16 protein-coding genes and 1 pseudogene are annotated in these 15,945 nt (G+C 46.3%); 11 read left to right on the top strand and 6 right to left on the bottom strand.

Translation table 11 applies throughout. The annotated features are described in order from the left end of the window. From cysC to rpoS, 9 genes are all read left to right on the top strand, one after another. The gene (gene cysC, locus ACGF7G_RS03960) at positions 1–636 is read left to right on the top strand and encodes an adenylyl-sulfate kinase (protein WP_387463677.1); all 636 of its coding nucleotides are present in this window, start codon (positions 1–3) and stop codon (positions 634–636) included. Positions 637–781: 145 nt separating this feature from the next. Beyond that, positions 782–1,102, top strand: coding sequence for a cell division protein FtsB (gene ftsB / locus ACGF7G_RS03955; protein ID WP_387463676.1), 321 nt, complete (start codon positions 782–784; stop codon positions 1,100–1,102). A gap of 5 nt (positions 1,103–1,107) precedes the next feature. After that, on the top strand, positions 1,108–1,839 hold the full coding sequence (ispD, locus tag ACGF7G_RS03950) for a 2-C-methyl-D-erythritol 4-phosphate cytidylyltransferase (RefSeq protein ID WP_387463674.1): 732 nt from the start codon (positions 1,108–1,110) through the stop codon (positions 1,837–1,839). A 13-nt stretch (positions 1,840–1,852) separates the two neighbouring features. Beyond that, positions 1,853–2,326 carry a 2-C-methyl-D-erythritol 2,4-cyclodiphosphate synthase gene (gene ispF, locus ACGF7G_RS03945; RefSeq protein WP_036841446.1) on the top strand — a complete coding sequence of 158 codons (474 nt, stop codon included), beginning with the start codon at positions 1,853–1,855 and terminating at the stop codon, positions 2,324–2,326. A gap of 3 nt (positions 2,327–2,329) precedes the next feature. Further along, positions 2,330–3,379: a tRNA pseudouridine(13) synthase TruD gene (gene truD / locus ACGF7G_RS03940; RefSeq protein WP_387463671.1), complete on the top strand. Its 1,050-nt coding sequence runs from the start codon at positions 2,330–2,332 to the stop codon at positions 3,377–3,379. Next, positions 3,357–4,121, top strand: a complete 765-nt coding sequence (gene surE, locus ACGF7G_RS03935; protein ID WP_387463669.1) for a 5'/3'-nucleotidase SurE — start codon at positions 3,357–3,359, stop codon at positions 4,119–4,121. Before truD ends, surE begins: the two co-directional genes overlap by 23 nt. Next, on the top strand, positions 4,115–4,741 hold the full coding sequence (locus tag ACGF7G_RS03930; RefSeq protein ID WP_387463668.1) for a protein-L-isoaspartate(D-aspartate) O-methyltransferase: 627 nt from the start codon (positions 4,115–4,117) through the stop codon (positions 4,739–4,741). The genes surE and ACGF7G_RS03930 overlap by 7 nt, the downstream gene beginning before the upstream one ends. A gap of 170 nt (positions 4,742–4,911) precedes the next feature. Continuing rightward, positions 4,912–5,889: a murein hydrolase activator NlpD gene (nlpD, locus tag ACGF7G_RS03925; protein ID WP_387463666.1), complete on the top strand. Its 978-nt coding sequence runs from the start codon at positions 4,912–4,914 to the stop codon at positions 5,887–5,889. Between the two features lie 51 nt (positions 5,890–5,940). Continuing rightward, entirely contained in the window at positions 5,941–6,939 is a 999-nt protein-coding gene (rpoS, locus tag ACGF7G_RS03920) for an RNA polymerase sigma factor RpoS (protein ID WP_387463665.1), read from the top strand. A 149-nt stretch (positions 6,940–7,088) separates the two neighbouring features. On the opposite strand, the gene miaE is transcribed toward rpoS, so the two are convergent. Both miaE and mutS read right to left on the bottom strand, forming a co-directional pair. After that, complete coding sequence (gene miaE / locus ACGF7G_RS03915) at positions 7,089–7,850, bottom strand: tRNA isopentenyl-2-thiomethyl-A-37 hydroxylase MiaE (RefSeq protein ID WP_133813439.1); 762 nt, start codon at positions 7,848–7,850, stop codon at positions 7,089–7,091. A 4-nt stretch (positions 7,851–7,854) separates the two neighbouring features. Continuing rightward, positions 7,855–10,410 carry a DNA mismatch repair protein MutS gene (gene mutS / locus ACGF7G_RS03910; protein ID WP_387463664.1) on the bottom strand — a complete coding sequence of 852 codons (2,556 nt, stop codon included), beginning with the start codon at positions 10,408–10,410 and terminating at the stop codon, positions 7,855–7,857. Between the two features lie 272 nt (positions 10,411–10,682). Here mutS and ACGF7G_RS03905 point away from each other — a divergent pair. Continuing rightward, positions 10,683–10,802, top strand: a pseudogene (locus tag ACGF7G_RS03905) (AbiEi antitoxin N-terminal domain-containing protein); the annotation flags it as partial. A gap of 153 nt (positions 10,803–10,955) precedes the next feature. Here ACGF7G_RS03905 and ACGF7G_RS03900 read toward each other — a convergent pair. After that, on the bottom strand, positions 10,956–11,870 hold the full coding sequence (locus ACGF7G_RS03900) for a Fic family protein (protein WP_387463662.1): 915 nt from the start codon (positions 11,868–11,870) through the stop codon (positions 10,956–10,958). Beyond that, the gene (locus ACGF7G_RS03895; protein WP_207627307.1) at positions 11,845–12,198 is read right to left on the bottom strand and encodes an antitoxin VbhA family protein; all 354 of its coding nucleotides are present in this window, start codon (positions 12,196–12,198) and stop codon (positions 11,845–11,847) included. Before ACGF7G_RS03895 ends, ACGF7G_RS03900 begins: the two co-directional genes overlap by 26 nt. 202 nt (positions 12,199–12,400) lie before the next feature. Between ACGF7G_RS03895 and ACGF7G_RS03890 the strand changes: the two genes are divergently transcribed. Then, positions 12,401–12,934 (top strand): recombinase family protein, encoded by a 534-nt coding sequence (locus ACGF7G_RS03890; RefSeq protein ID WP_387463660.1) that lies wholly within the window; start codon positions 12,401–12,403, stop codon positions 12,932–12,934. Here the strand turns inward: ACGF7G_RS03890 and ACGF7G_RS03885 are convergent. After that, the gene (locus ACGF7G_RS03885; RefSeq protein ID WP_387463658.1) at positions 12,920–14,038 is read right to left on the bottom strand and encodes a hypothetical protein; all 1,119 of its coding nucleotides are present in this window, start codon (positions 14,036–14,038) and stop codon (positions 12,920–12,922) included. The two genes, ACGF7G_RS03890 and ACGF7G_RS03885, sit on opposite strands and share 15 nt — an antisense overlap. Before the next feature lie 596 nt (positions 14,039–14,634). Further along, positions 14,635–15,720, bottom strand: a complete 1,086-nt coding sequence (locus tag ACGF7G_RS03880) for a hypothetical protein (protein WP_387463657.1) — start codon at positions 15,718–15,720, stop codon at positions 14,635–14,637. Positions 15,721–15,945: the final 225 nt, after the last annotated feature.

Here is a 15,945-nt window from a genome sequence, read left to right as displayed (position 1 = left end):
TTGGCAGAAGGAATTGAAAATTTGGCACCAGAAAATGTTGTCTGGCATAGATATCAACTGACCAGAGAACGACGGGAAGCGGAAAATGGACATCCCGCATTGGTTATTTGGTTCACGGGTTTATCTGGTTCAGGTAAATCCACGGTGGCTGGGGCTTTAGAACAGGCCCTGTTTCAACGAGGAATAAAAACGTATCTGCTTGATGGTGATAACTTGCGTCATGGCCTTTGCAGTGATTTAGGTTTCTCAGAGCAGGACAGACAGGAGAATATCCGCCGTGTGGGTGAAGTCGCCAATCTAATGGTAGATGCGGGGTTAGTCGTACTGACCGCTTTTATTTCTCCTCATAAAGCAGAGAGGCAAAAGGTTCGTGAATTGCTGGAGCCGGGGCAATTTATTGAAGTTTTTGTCGATACACCATTGGAAATTTGCGAATCCCGTGATCCCAAGGGATTGTACAAAAAAGCCCGTGCGGGTGAAATCCGTCATTTCACGGGGATTGATTCAACCTATGAGATTCCCGATAACCCAGAAATTTATCTTTCAGGTCAACAACCTGTTGAAGCATCAGTGGAGCAGTTGCTGGCGGAATTGAAAAAGAACGGCATTATACGTTCAGGAATTAATGACCTATAACATCAACATAAGCACATTATTGAATCTTCAGTGATGTGCTTATGTCATGACTTTATCCTCAACTATTTTTCCCCCATCCTGTTTTGTGATAGTAGCGTCGCTCTTTGAGTTATGGGATGATTGACGGATATTTCAGGGGGCGGAAATGGGTAAGCTAACGCTACTATTAGTGGTTTTACTCGGATGGTTACAGTATTCACTGTGGCTTGGTAAAAATGGTGTTCATGATTATGTACGGGTTAAGAATGATGTTGCTATGGAAGAGAGCAAAAACCGCAAACTTAAACTGCGTAACGATCAGTTATCAGCGGAAATTGACGATCTTACTGGCGGACAAGAGGCCATTGAAGAGCGATCCCGCAATGAATTGGGCATGATCAAACCGGGTGAAACTTTCTATCGTTTAATCACTGATAAATCTAAAGAAAATACTTCACGTCCCTCGACTCCAAATAATACTCAATAATTAAAATGAACGATCTATTATTGCATTCCTGTGCTGATATTATTGCTTTGGTACCCGCAGCGGGCATTGGTAGCCGAATGAATTCGGATTGCCCAAAGCAATATCTGTCTATTGCCGGAAAAGCTGTTATTGAACACACTCTGGCTGCATTACTTGCTCATCCCCGTATTCAACGCGTTGTGGTTGTTTTAAATCCTGCTGATACACAGTTTCAATCTCTTGAGGTTGCATCAAATCCGCGCATTACGACGGTAATCGGTGGGAAGCAGCGGGCAGATTCTGTATTGGCTGGTTTAAATCATCTGGCTCATTTGGCCGGGAATGATAATCGCTGGGTTTTAGTGCATGATGCGGCCCGCCCTTGTTTACACCATGACGATCTTGAACGTTTGCTACAATTGGCAGAAACGGATGAACATGGAAATATGGCATGTGGTGGTATTCTAGCATCTCCGGTCAGCGATACGATGAAACGTGGAGGTGTTGGTCAGGTTATTGACCATACGGTAGAGCGCCAAGATCTCTGGCATGCGCTAACACCGCAGTTTTTTCCACTGATGTTACTGAGGGATAGCTTATCAAAAGCACTGTCACAACACGCTAATATCACTGACGAAGCTTCTGCACTGGAATATTGTGGCTATCAACCGGTATTGGTTCACGGGCGTTCGGACAATATAAAAGTCACGCGCCGCGAGGATTTGGCATTGGCAGAATTTTATCTGTCCAGAAAATGAAGGAACAGACATCATGAGAATCGGACACGGTTTCGATGTGCATAAATTTGGTGGTGAAGGGCCGATTATTATCGGTGGTGTCCGTATCCCTTATGAACAAGGGCTATTAGCTCACTCTGATGGTGATGTTGCTCTCCATGCAGCAACTGACGCTTTGTTAGGGGCGGCGGCATTGGGTGATATCGGGAAATTGTTCCCGGATACTGATCCGGCATTTAAAGGTGTGGATAGCCGTAAGTTATTGCGTGAAGCTTATCGTCGTATTAGAGAAAAGGGTTATCGGATCGGTAATTTGGATATTACGATTATTGCTCAGGCACCAAAAATGCTGCCGCATGTCCCGCAAATGAGAGTCAATCTGGCAGAAGATCTGCAATGCCACATTGATGATATCAATGTTAAAGCCACAACGACCGAAAAATTGGGATTTGTTGGACGTAAAGAAGGTATTGCTTGCGAAGCGGTGGCTTTGCTGGTTAAGGAATAATTGATGGTATTAGCTGAATTAAATTGGCTGTATGGGCAACCGGAAGCGACGGGGATATTAAAAGCTTCACCAGATGATTTTATTGTCCGCGAGGATTTAGGTTTTTCTCCTGACGGGGAAGGTGAGCACTTGATGGTGCATATCCGTAAAACGGGTTGTAATACTCAATTTGTTGCAGAGAACCTCGCCCGTTTCGCAGGTATACCGCCTAGATCGGTCAGTTATGCCGGTTTAAAAGACCGCAACGCAGTGACAGAACAATGGTTTTGCTTACACTTACCCGGTAAACAGGATCCTAATTTTGCATCGTTTCAGCTTGAAGGATGTGAGGTTCTGGCGACAGATCGTCAGAAACGTAAACTGCGCATTGGGGCACTGAAAGGAAATTCATTTACTCTGATTTTGCGGGAAATCAGCCATCACCAGTTTGTTGAAAACAGATTACAACTGATTCAACAAACTGGGGTTCCTAACTACTTTGGTGAACAACGTTTTGGACGGGATGGGCAGAATCTGGTTCAGGCGCAACGCTGGGCGGATAATGAAATCCGGGTAAAAGAGAGAAATAAACGCAGCTTTTATCTTTCAGCCAGTCGCAGTGCTATGTTTAATGTGGTGGCGAGCGCGCGGATTGCTCTTGAACAGCAACAGCAGGTGATTAATGGTGACGCCTTACAATTAACGGGACGTGGTAGTTGGTTTGTTGCTGACGAAGCAGAGTTACCTTTATTGCAGCAACGGGTCATCGACGGCGAGCTACAGATAACCGCGCCACTGCCTGGCAGTGGTGAATTGGGAACACAGCATCAATCTGCGGATTTTGAACAGCAATATTTGCAGCCTTATGAATCATTGTGGGAACTTATCAAACGGGAAAGAGTAGATTGTACCCGCAGGGCTATTCTGGTTCAGCCTCAGAATCTGCGTTGGGAATGGTCAGATAATAGCAGGGTAAAAATCAATTTCTGGTTGCCTGCCGGCAGTTTTGCTACCAGTGTGGTCAGGGAAATCATCAATCAGGATCAAAATAATGTTACGAATATTGCTGAGTAATGATGATGGTGTCACCGCACCAGGTATTCAGGTTTTGGCGACAACATTGCGGGAAAGCTATCATGTACAGATTGTTGCGCCTGATCGTAACCGGAGCGGCGCATCTAATGCATTGACACTTGATCGTTCATTAAGAATTCATACGCTGGAGAATGGGGATATCTCGGTGCTGGATGGCACACCAACAGATTGTGTTTATCTCGGTGTTAATCGCTTAGTTCTTCCACGCCCGGAAGTTGTTGTTTCTGGTATTAACCGTGGCCCCAACCTTGGGGATGATGTGATTTACTCAGGTACTGTTGCTGCCGCGATGGAAGGCCGTCACTTGGGATTACCGGCATTAGCTATTTCACTTGATGGCGAATCGTATTACGAAACGGCGGCAGAAATCACACGCCGTTTGCTGCAAATGTTACAAACAGCACCTTTAAGAGCGGGTAATATTCTGAATGTGAATGTACCTGATCTGCCACTTGATCAAATTAAAGGTTTTCGGGTAACGCGCTGTGGTAGTCGTCATGCCGCAGAAGAGGTCTACTCCATACAAGATCCGAAAGGAAACATGCTTTACTGGTTGGGGCCGCCGGGAGATAAACATGATGCGGGGCCTGAAACAGATTTTGCAGCTGTAGAACAGGGATATGTCTCTATTACACCATTGCAGGTCGATCTGACTGCGTATAAAGCGCAGGAGTTAGTCAGAGACTGGTTAGCTAAAGCTGAGGTTGATGGAGAATGCTAAGTCGGGCAATGAAAAATTTGCTGACACAATTACGCCAGCAGGGAATAGAAGATGAACGTTTACTGGCAGCCATTTCTGCTGTGCCCAGGGAGCGTTTTGTCGATGAAGCATTGGCGCATAAAGCGTATGAAAATACGGCGTTGCCTATTGGTTATGGGCAAACGATCTCTCAACCTTATATTGTCGCCCGAATGACTGAACTGCTTCAATTAACACCTGACGCGAAGGTACTGGAAATTGGTACAGGCTCTGGTTATCAGACGGCGATATTAGCTCATTTGGTCAAACATATTTTTTCGGTAGAACGGATAAAAGGTTTACAGTGGCAGGCTAAACGCAGATTGAAACAGCTTGACTTGCATAATGTCTCAACCCGTCATGGGGATGGCTGGCAAGGATGGCCGTCGCGTGGGTTATTTGATGCTATTATCGTAACCGCAGCTCCTCCGTATATCCCACAAGAACTGATGTTCCAGCTTGCTGATGGTGGTGTTATGGTTTTGCCCGTGGGTGAACATACACAAATGCTTAAATCTGTGAAACGTCATGGCAATGGTTTTCATAGTGAAGTGATTGAAGCTGTACGGTTTGTGCCTCTTGTGCAAGGGGAACTGGCTTAAATTCGTAGTCTATTGCAACTATTTTTCAATTAATGGTTATATTTGCTTTAATAAGCGAAATTATTTTTGTTTTGAAATTTTTGTGGTTATGTATAACCTTTAAGAGTTATTGATTTTTACGCTTATTATTTGCCGTTATGGGGGAAGAAAGTATGAATTCGGGAAGCCCAATGAAGAAAATACAGCGGATTGTAATTTGTTCATTGATGGGAATCTGGTTAGTTGGTTGTACAAATCCGCCAACTCGCCCAGCGCCTATCACCAGTATTAATCAGGAACAAAGCAGGGGTATCAATCGTCCGGTAATCTCTTCAGACCGCTCTGTTATCTCTACACCAATGCCATCTTCACGGTCATCAATGAGTACTACCGGGAGCAATTCACAAGGAAGAATTATTTATGACCGTGATTATGAAAGTATTCCTAAAGGTAGCTATAACGGCAACACTTATACCGTAAGGCACGGTGATACTCTGTTTTATATTGCTTGGATCACGGGGAGTGATTTTCGTGATCTTGCGAGCAAAAATAATATTTTAGAACCTTATAGCCTGACGGTGGGACAGACTTTGAGGACCGGCAGCGGCGGGATGTTAACCACTTATAGCCATAATCAAATGCAAACAACGCTGGTTGATTCTCAATCAACTAATGCGTATCCTGCAAATTCCGGAAAACAGAAAAGTGTAAAAATGTTGCCACAGGCAACTACGTCAACCGTAAACAATACGTATATAAAATCACCGACGACAACCGCGAGCAGTGGAAACAGTGCTGTCAGCAGTTGGATGTGGCCCGCTGAAGGCAAAGTGATTGAAAATTTCTCTGATACCCAAGGGGGTAACAAAGGGATTGATATTGCCGGCAGTAGTGGTCAGTCAGTATTCGCAACAGCAGGTGGCCGAGTTGTCTACGCCGGAAGCGCCTTACGTGGATATGGAAATCTGATAATTATAAAACATAACGATGACTACCTGAGTGCCTATGCTCATAACGATACAATGCTGGTTCGTGAGCAACAGGACATTAAGGCGGGGCAAAAAATTGCCACTATGGGTAGCACGGGTACCAGCTCTGTAAGATTACACTTTGAAATTCGTTACAAGGGAAAATCCGTAAACCCGCTGCGTTATCTTTCGCAGCGATAAACTGGGCAGAATGCTGAATTCTGCCTGCATTATCATGGGTAGGGGCAGCTTATGAGCCAAAATACGCTGAAAGTTAACGAGTTGTATGATGATGCGGATTTAGATGAAAGTAGTATTGAAGCTGACAACTTCGATGAGAAATTATTGAAAAATGGTGAGGATGACCTGGCTGATCTCGAGAATGATTTAGATGTATTGCAGGGTATGAACCAGCGAGTTCTTGATGCGACACAGCTTTATCTCGGCGAAATTGGTTTTTCTCCTTTGTTGACCGCGGAAGAAGAAGTTTTTTTCGCCAGGCGGGCATTACGTGGTGATGTTCTGGCCCGCCAGAGAATGATCGAGAGTAACCTGCGGTTGGTTGTTAAAATTTCTCGTCGTTACAGTAACAGAGGGTTAGCGCTTCTTGATTTGATTGAAGAAGGCAATCTTGGTCTTATCCGTGCTGTTGAAAAATTTGACCCGGAGCGCGGGTTCAGGTTTTCTACCTATGCAACATGGTGGATTCGGCAAACTATTGAACGGGCGATTATGAATCAAACCCGTACTATCCGGTTGCCAATCCATATTGTTAAAGAGCTCAACGTCTATTTGCGTACAGCAAGGGAACTCGCCCATAAATTAGACCATGAACCTAGCCCGGAAGAGATAGCAGAACAACTGGATAAATCGGTTGATGATGTAAGCCGTATGTTGCGGTTAAATGAACGTATCATTTCGGTCGATACACCTATTAGCAGCGATTCCGATAAAGCATTATTGGACGTTCTATCTGATGAGAATGAAACAGGACCGGAGGGAACAACGCAGGAAGATGATATGAAGAAGAGTATCGTCAAGTGGTTGTTTGAGTTGAATTCGAAGCAACGTGAAGTATTAGCCCGTCGCTTTGGTCTTTTGGGGTATGAGGCTGAAACGCTGGAAGATGTAGGAAAAGAGATCGGTTTAACAAGGGAAAGAGTGCGTCAGATCCAAGTCGAAGGTTTGCGGCGTTTGAAAGATATTATGCAAACCCAGGGTTTGAATATTGAAGCGTTATTTCGTACTTAATCCTATTTTGATTAAATGATTTGCACTATAAACAGGGATATCAGCAGAACCACGCCATGAAAGGGGCTGTATGAAGCCCCAACAGTATGATTCTGCTGATGTCATATCTTTATCAAGCTGATAAGTTTACCTTTTTAATTTTCACCTGTTCAATCAACTGGAATGCCGCTATGGAATTTAAAATCGCTATCTGGATTTTGAATCAGTTCGGCTTCAACACGACCAAAATAGTTAACCCGCTCGGTAATATCTTCATTCGCAATAGATTGAGCCAGTACAAGATAATCCTGGTAATGGCGTGCTTCAGAGCGAAGTAGCGAGATATAAAATTTACTCAATTCTTCATCAAGATGAGGTGCCAGTTTGGCAAAACGCTCACAGGAGCGTGCCTCAATATAGGCACCGATAATCAATTTATCCACCAGTGTATAAGGTTCGTGGTTGATGATATGGCTAAACATTCCTTTGGCATAACGGCTGGCGCTGATACTTTCATAGCGAATATTACGTGCATCCATGATCTCCAGCACCTGATAGAAATGATGTAACTCTTCTTTGATCAGCAATACCATCTTATCAATCAGATCTTGACTGTATGGTGAATCAGCTTTGGCGGTGATCTGCTTGGTAGCCTGGTTTTGACTTCTTAATGAATGGAGATCGCCAATTTTTTTATAGGCAAAATCTTCATAGGGTTTAAACCATGCCAGCAGTGTATCCGCGCTTTGCTGATCCACAGCATACTTGCGGATCAAGTACATAGCGCTCTGTGCTGCTTTCAATTCACACAATAAATGATCGCGCAGAAGCACAGGTAAATTTTCCAGTTGTTTTGCTTTATCCACCCACAAATCAGGGGTTTCACATTGCAAAAAACGGGAGATCGGTTGTAAAAGGTTTTTGTCGAACACTTTCTTACACCATATCTTTCAACCGATAAATCCATTCCAATGCTTGGCGAGGCGTCAGGGAGTCTGGATTGAGATTTTCCAATGCTTCAACCGCCGGTGAGGTTTCTTCTGTTAACAGCGCAAGTTGCGGTGTATCCACATGACTTGCAGTTGCATTGTTGGACAGCGATTCGAGCTCTTTAAGTTTCTGGCGCGCCCGTTTAATCACTTCGCGTGGCACGCCTGCGAGAGAAGCCACTGCTAGCCCATAACTCTTACTGGCTGCGCCATCTTGTACGCTGTGCATAAATGCGATGGTATCCCCATGTTCCACCGCATCCAGATGAATATTAACCACACCCTCGAGTTTTTCCGGCAACGTGGTCAACTCAAAATAGTGAGTGGCAAACAGAGTCATTGCTTTAATGCGGTTTGCCAGATTTTCTGCACATGCCCATGCCAGAGAAAGACCATCGTAAGTTGATGTCCCTCTGCCAATTTCATCCATCAACACCAGGCTTTGTTCTGTTGCATTGTGCAGGATATTGGCAGTTTCTGTCATTTCCACCATAAAAGTTGAACGGCCCGATGCCAGATCATCGGAAGCACCCACACGGGTAAATATGCGGTCAACTGGGCCGATTACCGCTTTCTCGGCAGGCACAAAGCTGCCGATATAAGCCAGAAGTGTAATAAGGGCTGCCTGACGCATATAGGTACTTTTACCGCCCATATTTGGACCGGTAATAATTAGCAGACGTCGCTGTGAGGATAACGAGAGTGGGTTGGAGATAAATGGTTCACGCAGAACTTGCTCAACAACGGGATGACGACCGCCGGTGATTTGAATTCCCGGTTTATCGTTCAGTGTTGGGCAGACATAACTCAAGGTTTCTGCTCGTTCAGCCAGGTTTGCCAATACATCAAGTTCAGCCAGTGCTTCGGCGCTGGCTTGTAATTTGGCTAAGTGAGGCAGTAATAGATCGAATAATTCCTCGTACAGGGCTTTCTCTATTGCCAAAGACTTCCCTTTAGAAGTCAGAACCTTATCTTCATATTCTTTTAGTTCAGGAATGATATAGCGTTCAGCATTTTTCAGTGTCTGGCGGCGGACATAATGAATGGGCACCTGATGGCTCTGTCCACGACTGACTTGAATATAGTAGCCATGAACACCATTAAAGCCGACTTTCAGAGTATCAATGCCCAGTTTTTCACGTTCGCGGATTTCCAGTTGTTCCAAATAGTTACTGGCACCATCAGCCAATGCACGCCACTCATCCAACTCGCTGTTATAGCCGGGCGCGATCACGCCACCATCCCGAACCAATACCGGTGGTGTTTCTACAATCGCGTTTTCAAGCAATTCCTGTAGCTCATCAAATTGACCAATGTTTTTCTGTAATTGTTTGATATACGGTGAATCCGAAGAGTCCATAATCTGATGGATATCAGGCAATTGCTGGAATGCATGGCGCATTCTTGCCAGATCCCGTGGCCGGGCAGAGCGTAGAGCCAGGCGGGCCAACACACGTTCCAAATCACCGACTTGCAGTAAAAATGGCTGCAACTCCAACCCAATTTCCTGCAAGGTAGCAATGGCCTGCTGACGATTCGCCAATATCTGGCGATCCCTGACAGGAGCATGCAACCAGCGCTTCAACATTCGACTACCCATTGGAGTTACACACAGATCAAGAACGGAAGCGAGAGTATTATCTGTACTACCAGACAAATTTTGTGTCAGCTCCAGATTACGGCGGGTTGCTGCATCCATAATGACCGTATCTTGCTGACGTTCCACCGTGATGCCACGGATGTGAGGCAAAGCTGTGCGCTGAGTATCTTTGACGTATTGCAACAGGCAACCTGCGGCACGCAGAGCGAGAGTTGCTTTTTCCACACCAAAACCGACCAGATCACGGGTACCAAATTGCAGATTAAGTTGCTGCTTTGCTGTATCCAGTTCAAATTCCCATAAAGGACGGCGGCGCAGGCCATGATAATTTTCAATCAAAGCCATATGCTCAAAACTTTCAGGATAGAGCAATTCAACAGGACGGCTACGTTGCAATTCAGCTGACATTGTTTCCTGTTCTGCCGTTTCGGATATTTGGAAGCGACCAGATGTTAAATCCAGCGTGGCATAGCCAAATCCCTGATTATCGTGCCAGATGGCTGCGAGCAGGTTATCTTGCCGTTCCTGTAATAAAGCTTCATCTGTTACGGTACCGGGGGTAACGATGCGAACGACTTTACGCTCAACCGGGCCTTTGCTGGTGGCGGGATCACCAACTTGCTCACAGATAGCGACTGACTCGCCTAATTGAACCAGTTTAGCTAAATAGTTTTCTACTGCATGATGTGGCACACCCGCCATCGGAATAGGATTCCCGGCAGATTGACCTCGTTTGGTCAGCGAAATATCCAGCAATTTTGCGGCTTTTTTAGCATCGTCATAAAAGAGTTCATAGAAATCCCCCATTCTATAAAACAGCAGGATATCGGGATGCTGTGCTTTAAGACGGAGATATTGCTGCATCATGGGCGTGTGGGTGTCGAAAGTTTCTGTGTTAATCATGCAGTTGTCTTACGTTAAATTTGTGAATTAATTCTTTTGTTATGGTATCGCACCAAGCCTTAAACTTACACAAGTAAAATCTGGAAGTAATTCGCAAATTTAATTGTGATTGATCTGGCTAAATTGTAAGGATCTGAATGAATCGGAAAAAAGGGCAGATATTTTGCTACAGCGCAATAAAATTAAAAGCAAAAAATAACAGCTCAAAAAATTGACACTTCAGCAACCCAATAGTTTACTATTTGTCATATTGTTATCCCCAGGGTGAATCTATGTCATCAAAGTTAAACTGGCTTTTGCAAAATACTACGCCGGGCTCCTTGGTGTTGCAATCATGGTTGACAAAGCACAACATCAGCCCCTCTTTAGCGAATAAATACATGAATAAGGGTTGTAAGCCGGAATCGCCGAATATGTAGAGCACAGCATATTGGACGGTTCCGGCTTGGAACACCCATCTGCTGGCTTTTTTCTTTTCTGCGTCATCGCTCACGCTCCGGCCCTGCCTCGGGTCGCTGCTGCGAGGTCTGGCGCTCCTGCTTTTCCTACTCTCGGCCACGACTGAAATCGGCCGTCTCCCCGTCGTTCAAGCGGTTCTGAACATGGTTCATGACCGACTGAATGCCGGCCTCTTGCTCCTCGGGCTTGCCCGGCATCTTCGATGCGAAGTAGGCTGCTGCCGTGTGCATCGTCTTGTATGCCTCTTGCAACTCGGGATGCTCTTTCAACGCTTCGTGCTCAGTCATCTGCTCGAAGGCCACGGCGCGGCTTGGCCATACTGCATCGCGCAGCAAGTCGGGCAAGGCCCGATTGCCTTCTAGCCTGTCCTGCGTGTGTAGGATTTTCCGCATAGTGTTTTCATGCTGGACGTTCGGCTTCGCCAGCTCGTTCACGCTGCGGTCGCGGGCGATGTAAAGCAGATCGCGCCCGACATCGCTACGGCCGAATCGCTCCCAATCGACTTCATAGCCGGCTTCCTTGACAAGCTGCTTAATGAAGGTGCGAAGCGTGCGGCTGTTGCCGTCGCTGAACGGGTGTACATAGTCCAGCTCTGCGTAAATCTTGGCGAACCGTGCCGTGAATTCGGGCGTCTTCAAGCCGCGCAGCTCGTCGGGGTTGGCTGCTTCAAGCGCCTTGTCCAGTCGGGCCGTGGCGGCATCGTCCATCCGCGAATAGGCGACATAAAACAGGCCGTCCACGGTCGATAGGCCGCGCTGCTTCATCCAGTCCAAGCCATCGGGTACCGGCTTGCGGAATTCGCCCGGCGTCACGTCATCGAAGCCAGCCCCCAGCAAGTCCTGAAAGATGCGCCAGTTGACTTCCTTCAAGTGCGCGGCGTCGAAGTTGCCGCGCACCGGGTCTAGCTCAAGCTCTACAACCCGCTTGAACGTGTAATCGGCTTCGAGCCGCTGCCGCAGCTCGGCCGTCAACGCATTAGCGGCTGTGGGCTTGTTCTGCATCGGGCTTCACCTGGACGAAATCGGCAAGCTGGATGTCACCCTTGATGAACTGGCGTGCGCCCGTCTCGGCGGCCTTGGACGGCTTGAAGCCTTCCAGCCCTACGGACGAACGGGCGAAATTCACGGCGGCTTCGCGGCGGCGGCTCTCAGCCGGGGAAATGGCATCGTTGGCCGGGCTGTGGCCGCGCTCGCGCGACTGCTTGACATAGGCCCGCATGAATTCGCGCAGCACCTGAGCGGCCGGGCGATCTTCCAGCAAAGCGGCGTCGGCAAACTCGGCACGCAATTCCGGCTCAACCCGGAACGTCATTTGCACTTCTTTGGACATGGCGTGTACCTCTTTCAAAAAATGGCAATTTGGCGTATAAGCCAGTCTCTATTTTAATGTATGTACATTGCACAGTCAATGTACATACATGGCTATTTAGGGTGGCTAACAACAGGGTGGCCGATTTAGATCGGGCTTTGAATTCTTGGCCGGTCCACTTACAATTGGTCAAAATAGCTTTACTTATTTTAGCCACCTCCAAATGAAAATTGCTCGTATCTATGAAAGAGTCAGTACATCAGAACAGGATCTAACCCGCCAAGCTGATATCGAAAAGATGGCAGTAGCTAACGGTTTCTACATTGCAGGAATTTACCGGGAAAAAGCACCGGGTGCCCGGCCAGACAGGCCTGAGCTACTCCGAATGATCGCTGAAAAGATTGACCGCATCAGTCGTCTTCCTCTTCCTGAAGCAGAAAAACTTATCGCATCTATCAGGGGGAAAGGTGCCAGACTGACCATTCCCGGCATCGTGGACTTATCAGAACTGGCGGCTGAAAACGACGGTGTATCCCGCATAGTCCTAGAGTCTATACAGGAACTGTTGTTAAAAGTAGCTTTTCAGGTGGCTCGCGATGATTATGAACTTCGCCGTGAAAGGCAACGACAGGATGTACAACTTGCCAAAGCAGCCGGTAAGTATTCTGGCCCGATGCAGCGCATCCTTGTGCATCAGGCCAGAAGATTACATTCGTCTTGTGCGAAGCTGGTTTCCTCCAGATTATTTGATCACTGAAGCGTCGATCAAGGTAGTGCCGCCGATAAGAGCCCAAGTGGTCCACGATGAAGTGGTTTGCCAGAGATGCCAGAGTGCCTTATCAAGGCCAAGTACAAAGACTTCAATCCGGCCGTCTGAATTCTTCGCTACAGTTGGGGCACTGGCGATAATGCCTGTGAATGAGGTCCAGTTAGACCACGGGCCGTTATGGGAAGTTTGCCAGGTGCGCCAGAGTGTGTTATCAGCGCCGCGTGCAAAGACCTCAAGCCGACCAGAGATATTCTTCACCACCGCTGGGGCGCTAGTGATCACACCATCCAGGCACTGCCAGTTTGACCATGAAACGGAATCGGAGCTTATCTGTGAGATGTGCCGGAGTGTGCTATCGGCACCACGCGCAAAGACTTCGAGCCGACCATCGCAGGTGTCGATGACCACTGGGTCGCTAGTAATTACACCGTTTAGTGACTGCCAACTTGACCACTGATCAGTGTGTGGAACCGTTTGCCAAATGTGCCAAAGGGCATTATCGGCACCGCGCACAAAGACCTCAAGCCGGCCATCGGCGTTGATATGTGCTGCTGGGTTACTTGTGAGCGTACCACCCAGAGATTTCCAGCTTGACCACGAATTGGTATGGGCTACGGTTTGCCAGATGTGCCATAACGCGTTATCAGCACCGCGAGCAAAAACCTCAAGTCGACCGTCGGAGTTGATATATACCACCGGGTTGCTGGTGATCCCACCATACAGTGGTTGCCAACTCGACCAAGTATTGGTATCAGCGGCGGTCTGCCAGTTGTGCCATAGTGCATTATCTGTGCCGCGCACGAACACTTCTAATCGACCGTCCGAATTACGATGAACGGCGGGTTTGCTGGTCACTACTCCGTTAAATTTATTCCAGCCGAACCAAGAGGAGTTTGGGAGCGGTATTGTTTGCCAATTGTGCCACACTGAGCTGTCAGTGCTTACACCGAAAACCTCAAGTCGACTATCGGCATTGCTTTCCACTGAGACAATTCCAGATAACGCTATCGCAGAATTTTCAATTTCTATCTCACCTGCAACATATGATTCGATATTATCTGGATTTAATGTTTTAATAGATTCTTGTTTCATTACATATCCTCTTTAAAAATAACTTTTCAGATTAACCAAATGATAATTTAATAAGAGAGATACTTTATTTCGTATATTAGCGCTTTCACTGACCTCCTATTCTTTAAAAAATAAATAACAATATTTTTATTTTATGATGATTTTTTACCCATATAAGATCAAGGTAAATATGGTTTTACATTATGTCATTTCACGTAATCATTTAAAGCTGATTAATTGCATATAAATTATTTTAAAGTCTCTTGGGGTTTTTATTTTTAAAATATCTGATTTACCATTATTAAAGCACATAATTCATAGCCTGGCTATTGAGAAACACAGTTCCTGATTTAATTGTGTTCCCTAAAACGGTTATTCTGTTTAAAGTTGCTTTCCAAGCATATCCAACCAAAAGCCTATTTGGGATAGGCAAAAATATATCCTTGCTATCAATAATAATATGCGAGTTCGAACTTATGCTGGATTTATGTATTGCACGTTGGGCTAACGTTAGCAAATTAGGTACTATTAGCCCGATGCAGCACAGTAAATATTTTCCTTAAATGCATCGGGCTAGAAGATTACATGCGTATGGCGCGAAGCTGGTTCCTTCCAGATTATTTGATCGCGGAAGCGTCGATCAAGGTGCCGCCGAGGGATGCCCAAGCGGACCACGATGATGTGGCTTGTTTAATATGCCAGAGTGCGTTATCACCGCCGCGTGCAAAGACTTCAAGCCGGCCGTCAGCGTTTTTCGCCACCACTGGGGCGCTGGTAATCACGCCTTTTAATGAATCCCAGTTTGACCACGGGCCAGCATGGGAAACCGTTTGCCAGATATGCCAGAGTGCATTATCGGCACCACGTGCAAAGACCTCAAGCCGACCATCAGAGTTGATATGTACTGTAGGGTTGCTGGTGATCACGCCTTTTAATGACTCCCAGCTCGACCACGGACCTGCATGGGGAACCGTTTGCCAGATATGCCAGAGTGCGTTATCGGTGCCGCGTGCAAAAACCTCAAGCCGACCATCGGAGTTGCCGAATACCACTGGATCGCTCGTGATCACGCCTTTTAATGACTCCCAGTTTGACCACGGGCCAGCATGGGAAACTGTTTGCCAGATATGCCAGAGTGCATTATCGGCACCACGTGCAAAGACCTCAAGCCGACCATCGGAGTTAATGCAGACCGCAGGATTGCTCGTGATCACGCCACCTAGCGAATCCCAGCTCGACCACGGACCTGCATGGGGAACCGTTTGCCAGATGTGCCAAAGTGCGTTATCGGTGCCGCGTGCAAAGACCTCAAGCCGCCCATCGGAATTAATATATATCTCCGGGTTACTGGTAATACTGCCACCTAAAGATTGCCAGCCTGACCAACCTGAATTGGGAGCGGTTTGCCAGTTATGCCATAGTGCATTATCTGTGCCACGTACAAATACTTCCAATCGGCCGTCCGAATTGATGTAAACGGCGGGTTTGCTGGTGACTCCTCCACTGAGTGATCTCCAGCCAGACCAGGAAGAGCTGGTGTTTGGTATTGTTTGCCAATCGTGCCACACTGCGTTGTCAGTACCCACACCGAAAGCTTCGAGCCGACCATCGGCGTTATTTGTCACCGAGACAATTCCAGATAACGCGGTGATAGAATTCTGGGTATTATCTAAATTTAATATTTCAACAGAATCTTTTTGCATATGTATTTTCCTATTTTAAAAAATCTTTATGACTTACCAAATAGTAATTTAGTAAGCAAGATATTTAATTTCTTACATTCATATTACCACTTATCCCCTTTCTTACTTTCTTAAGAAGAGAAATAATAAATATTTTACTTGAAGCTAACCTCTGATTTATTAAGCATTAAACAAACGTGATTCTATTTTATAAAACCCCATGTGTTAATATGTATTTTTGCATAC

Origin of the sequence: Photorhabdus sp. RM323S (assembly GCF_042879375.1) — a bacterium.
GTDB lineage: Bacteria > Pseudomonadota > Gammaproteobacteria > Enterobacterales > Enterobacteriaceae > Photorhabdus > Photorhabdus tasmaniensis.
Note: the sequence above shows the minus strand (reverse complement) of the source record. Positions and strands in the feature narration are given on the sequence as shown.

Excerpts from the sequence above, each read along its gene's own strand:
- ACGF7G_RS03900 (WP_387463662.1), bottom strand. The coding sequence starts at position 11,870 with ATGCAGAACAAGCCCACAGCCGCTAATGCGTTGACGGCCGAGCTGCGG.
- mutS (WP_387463664.1), bottom strand. The coding sequence starts at position 10,410 with ATGATTAACACAGAAACTTTCGACACCCACACGCCCATGATGCAGCAA.
- ispD (WP_387463674.1), top strand. The coding sequence starts at position 1,108 with ATGAACGATCTATTATTGCATTCCTGTGCTGATATTATTGCTTTGGTA.
- ACGF7G_RS03885 (WP_387463658.1), bottom strand. The coding sequence starts at position 14,038 with ATGAAACAAGAATCTATTAAAACATTAAATCCAGATAATATCGAATCA.
- ACGF7G_RS03930 (WP_387463668.1), top strand. The coding sequence starts at position 4,115 with ATGCTAAGTCGGGCAATGAAAAATTTGCTGACACAATTACGCCAGCAG.
- rpoS (WP_387463665.1), top strand. The coding sequence starts at position 5,941 with ATGAGCCAAAATACGCTGAAAGTTAACGAGTTGTATGATGATGCGGAT.
- truD (WP_387463671.1), top strand. The coding sequence starts at position 2,330 with ATGGTATTAGCTGAATTAAATTGGCTGTATGGGCAACCGGAAGCGACG.
- nlpD (WP_387463666.1), top strand. The coding sequence starts at position 4,912 with ATGAAGAAAATACAGCGGATTGTAATTTGTTCATTGATGGGAATCTGG.
- ispF (WP_036841446.1), top strand. The coding sequence starts at position 1,853 with ATGAGAATCGGACACGGTTTCGATGTGCATAAATTTGGTGGTGAAGGG.
- ACGF7G_RS03890 (WP_387463660.1), top strand. The coding sequence starts at position 12,401 with ATGAAAATTGCTCGTATCTATGAAAGAGTCAGTACATCAGAACAGGAT.
- surE (WP_387463669.1), top strand. The coding sequence starts at position 3,357 with ATGTTACGAATATTGCTGAGTAATGATGATGGTGTCACCGCACCAGGT.
- ACGF7G_RS03880 (WP_387463657.1), bottom strand. The coding sequence starts at position 15,720 with ATGCAAAAAGATTCTGTTGAAATATTAAATTTAGATAATACCCAGAAT.
- ACGF7G_RS03895 (WP_207627307.1), bottom strand. The coding sequence starts at position 12,198 with ATGTCCAAAGAAGTGCAAATGACGTTCCGGGTTGAGCCGGAATTGCGT.
- ftsB (WP_387463676.1), top strand. The coding sequence starts at position 782 with ATGGGTAAGCTAACGCTACTATTAGTGGTTTTACTCGGATGGTTACAG.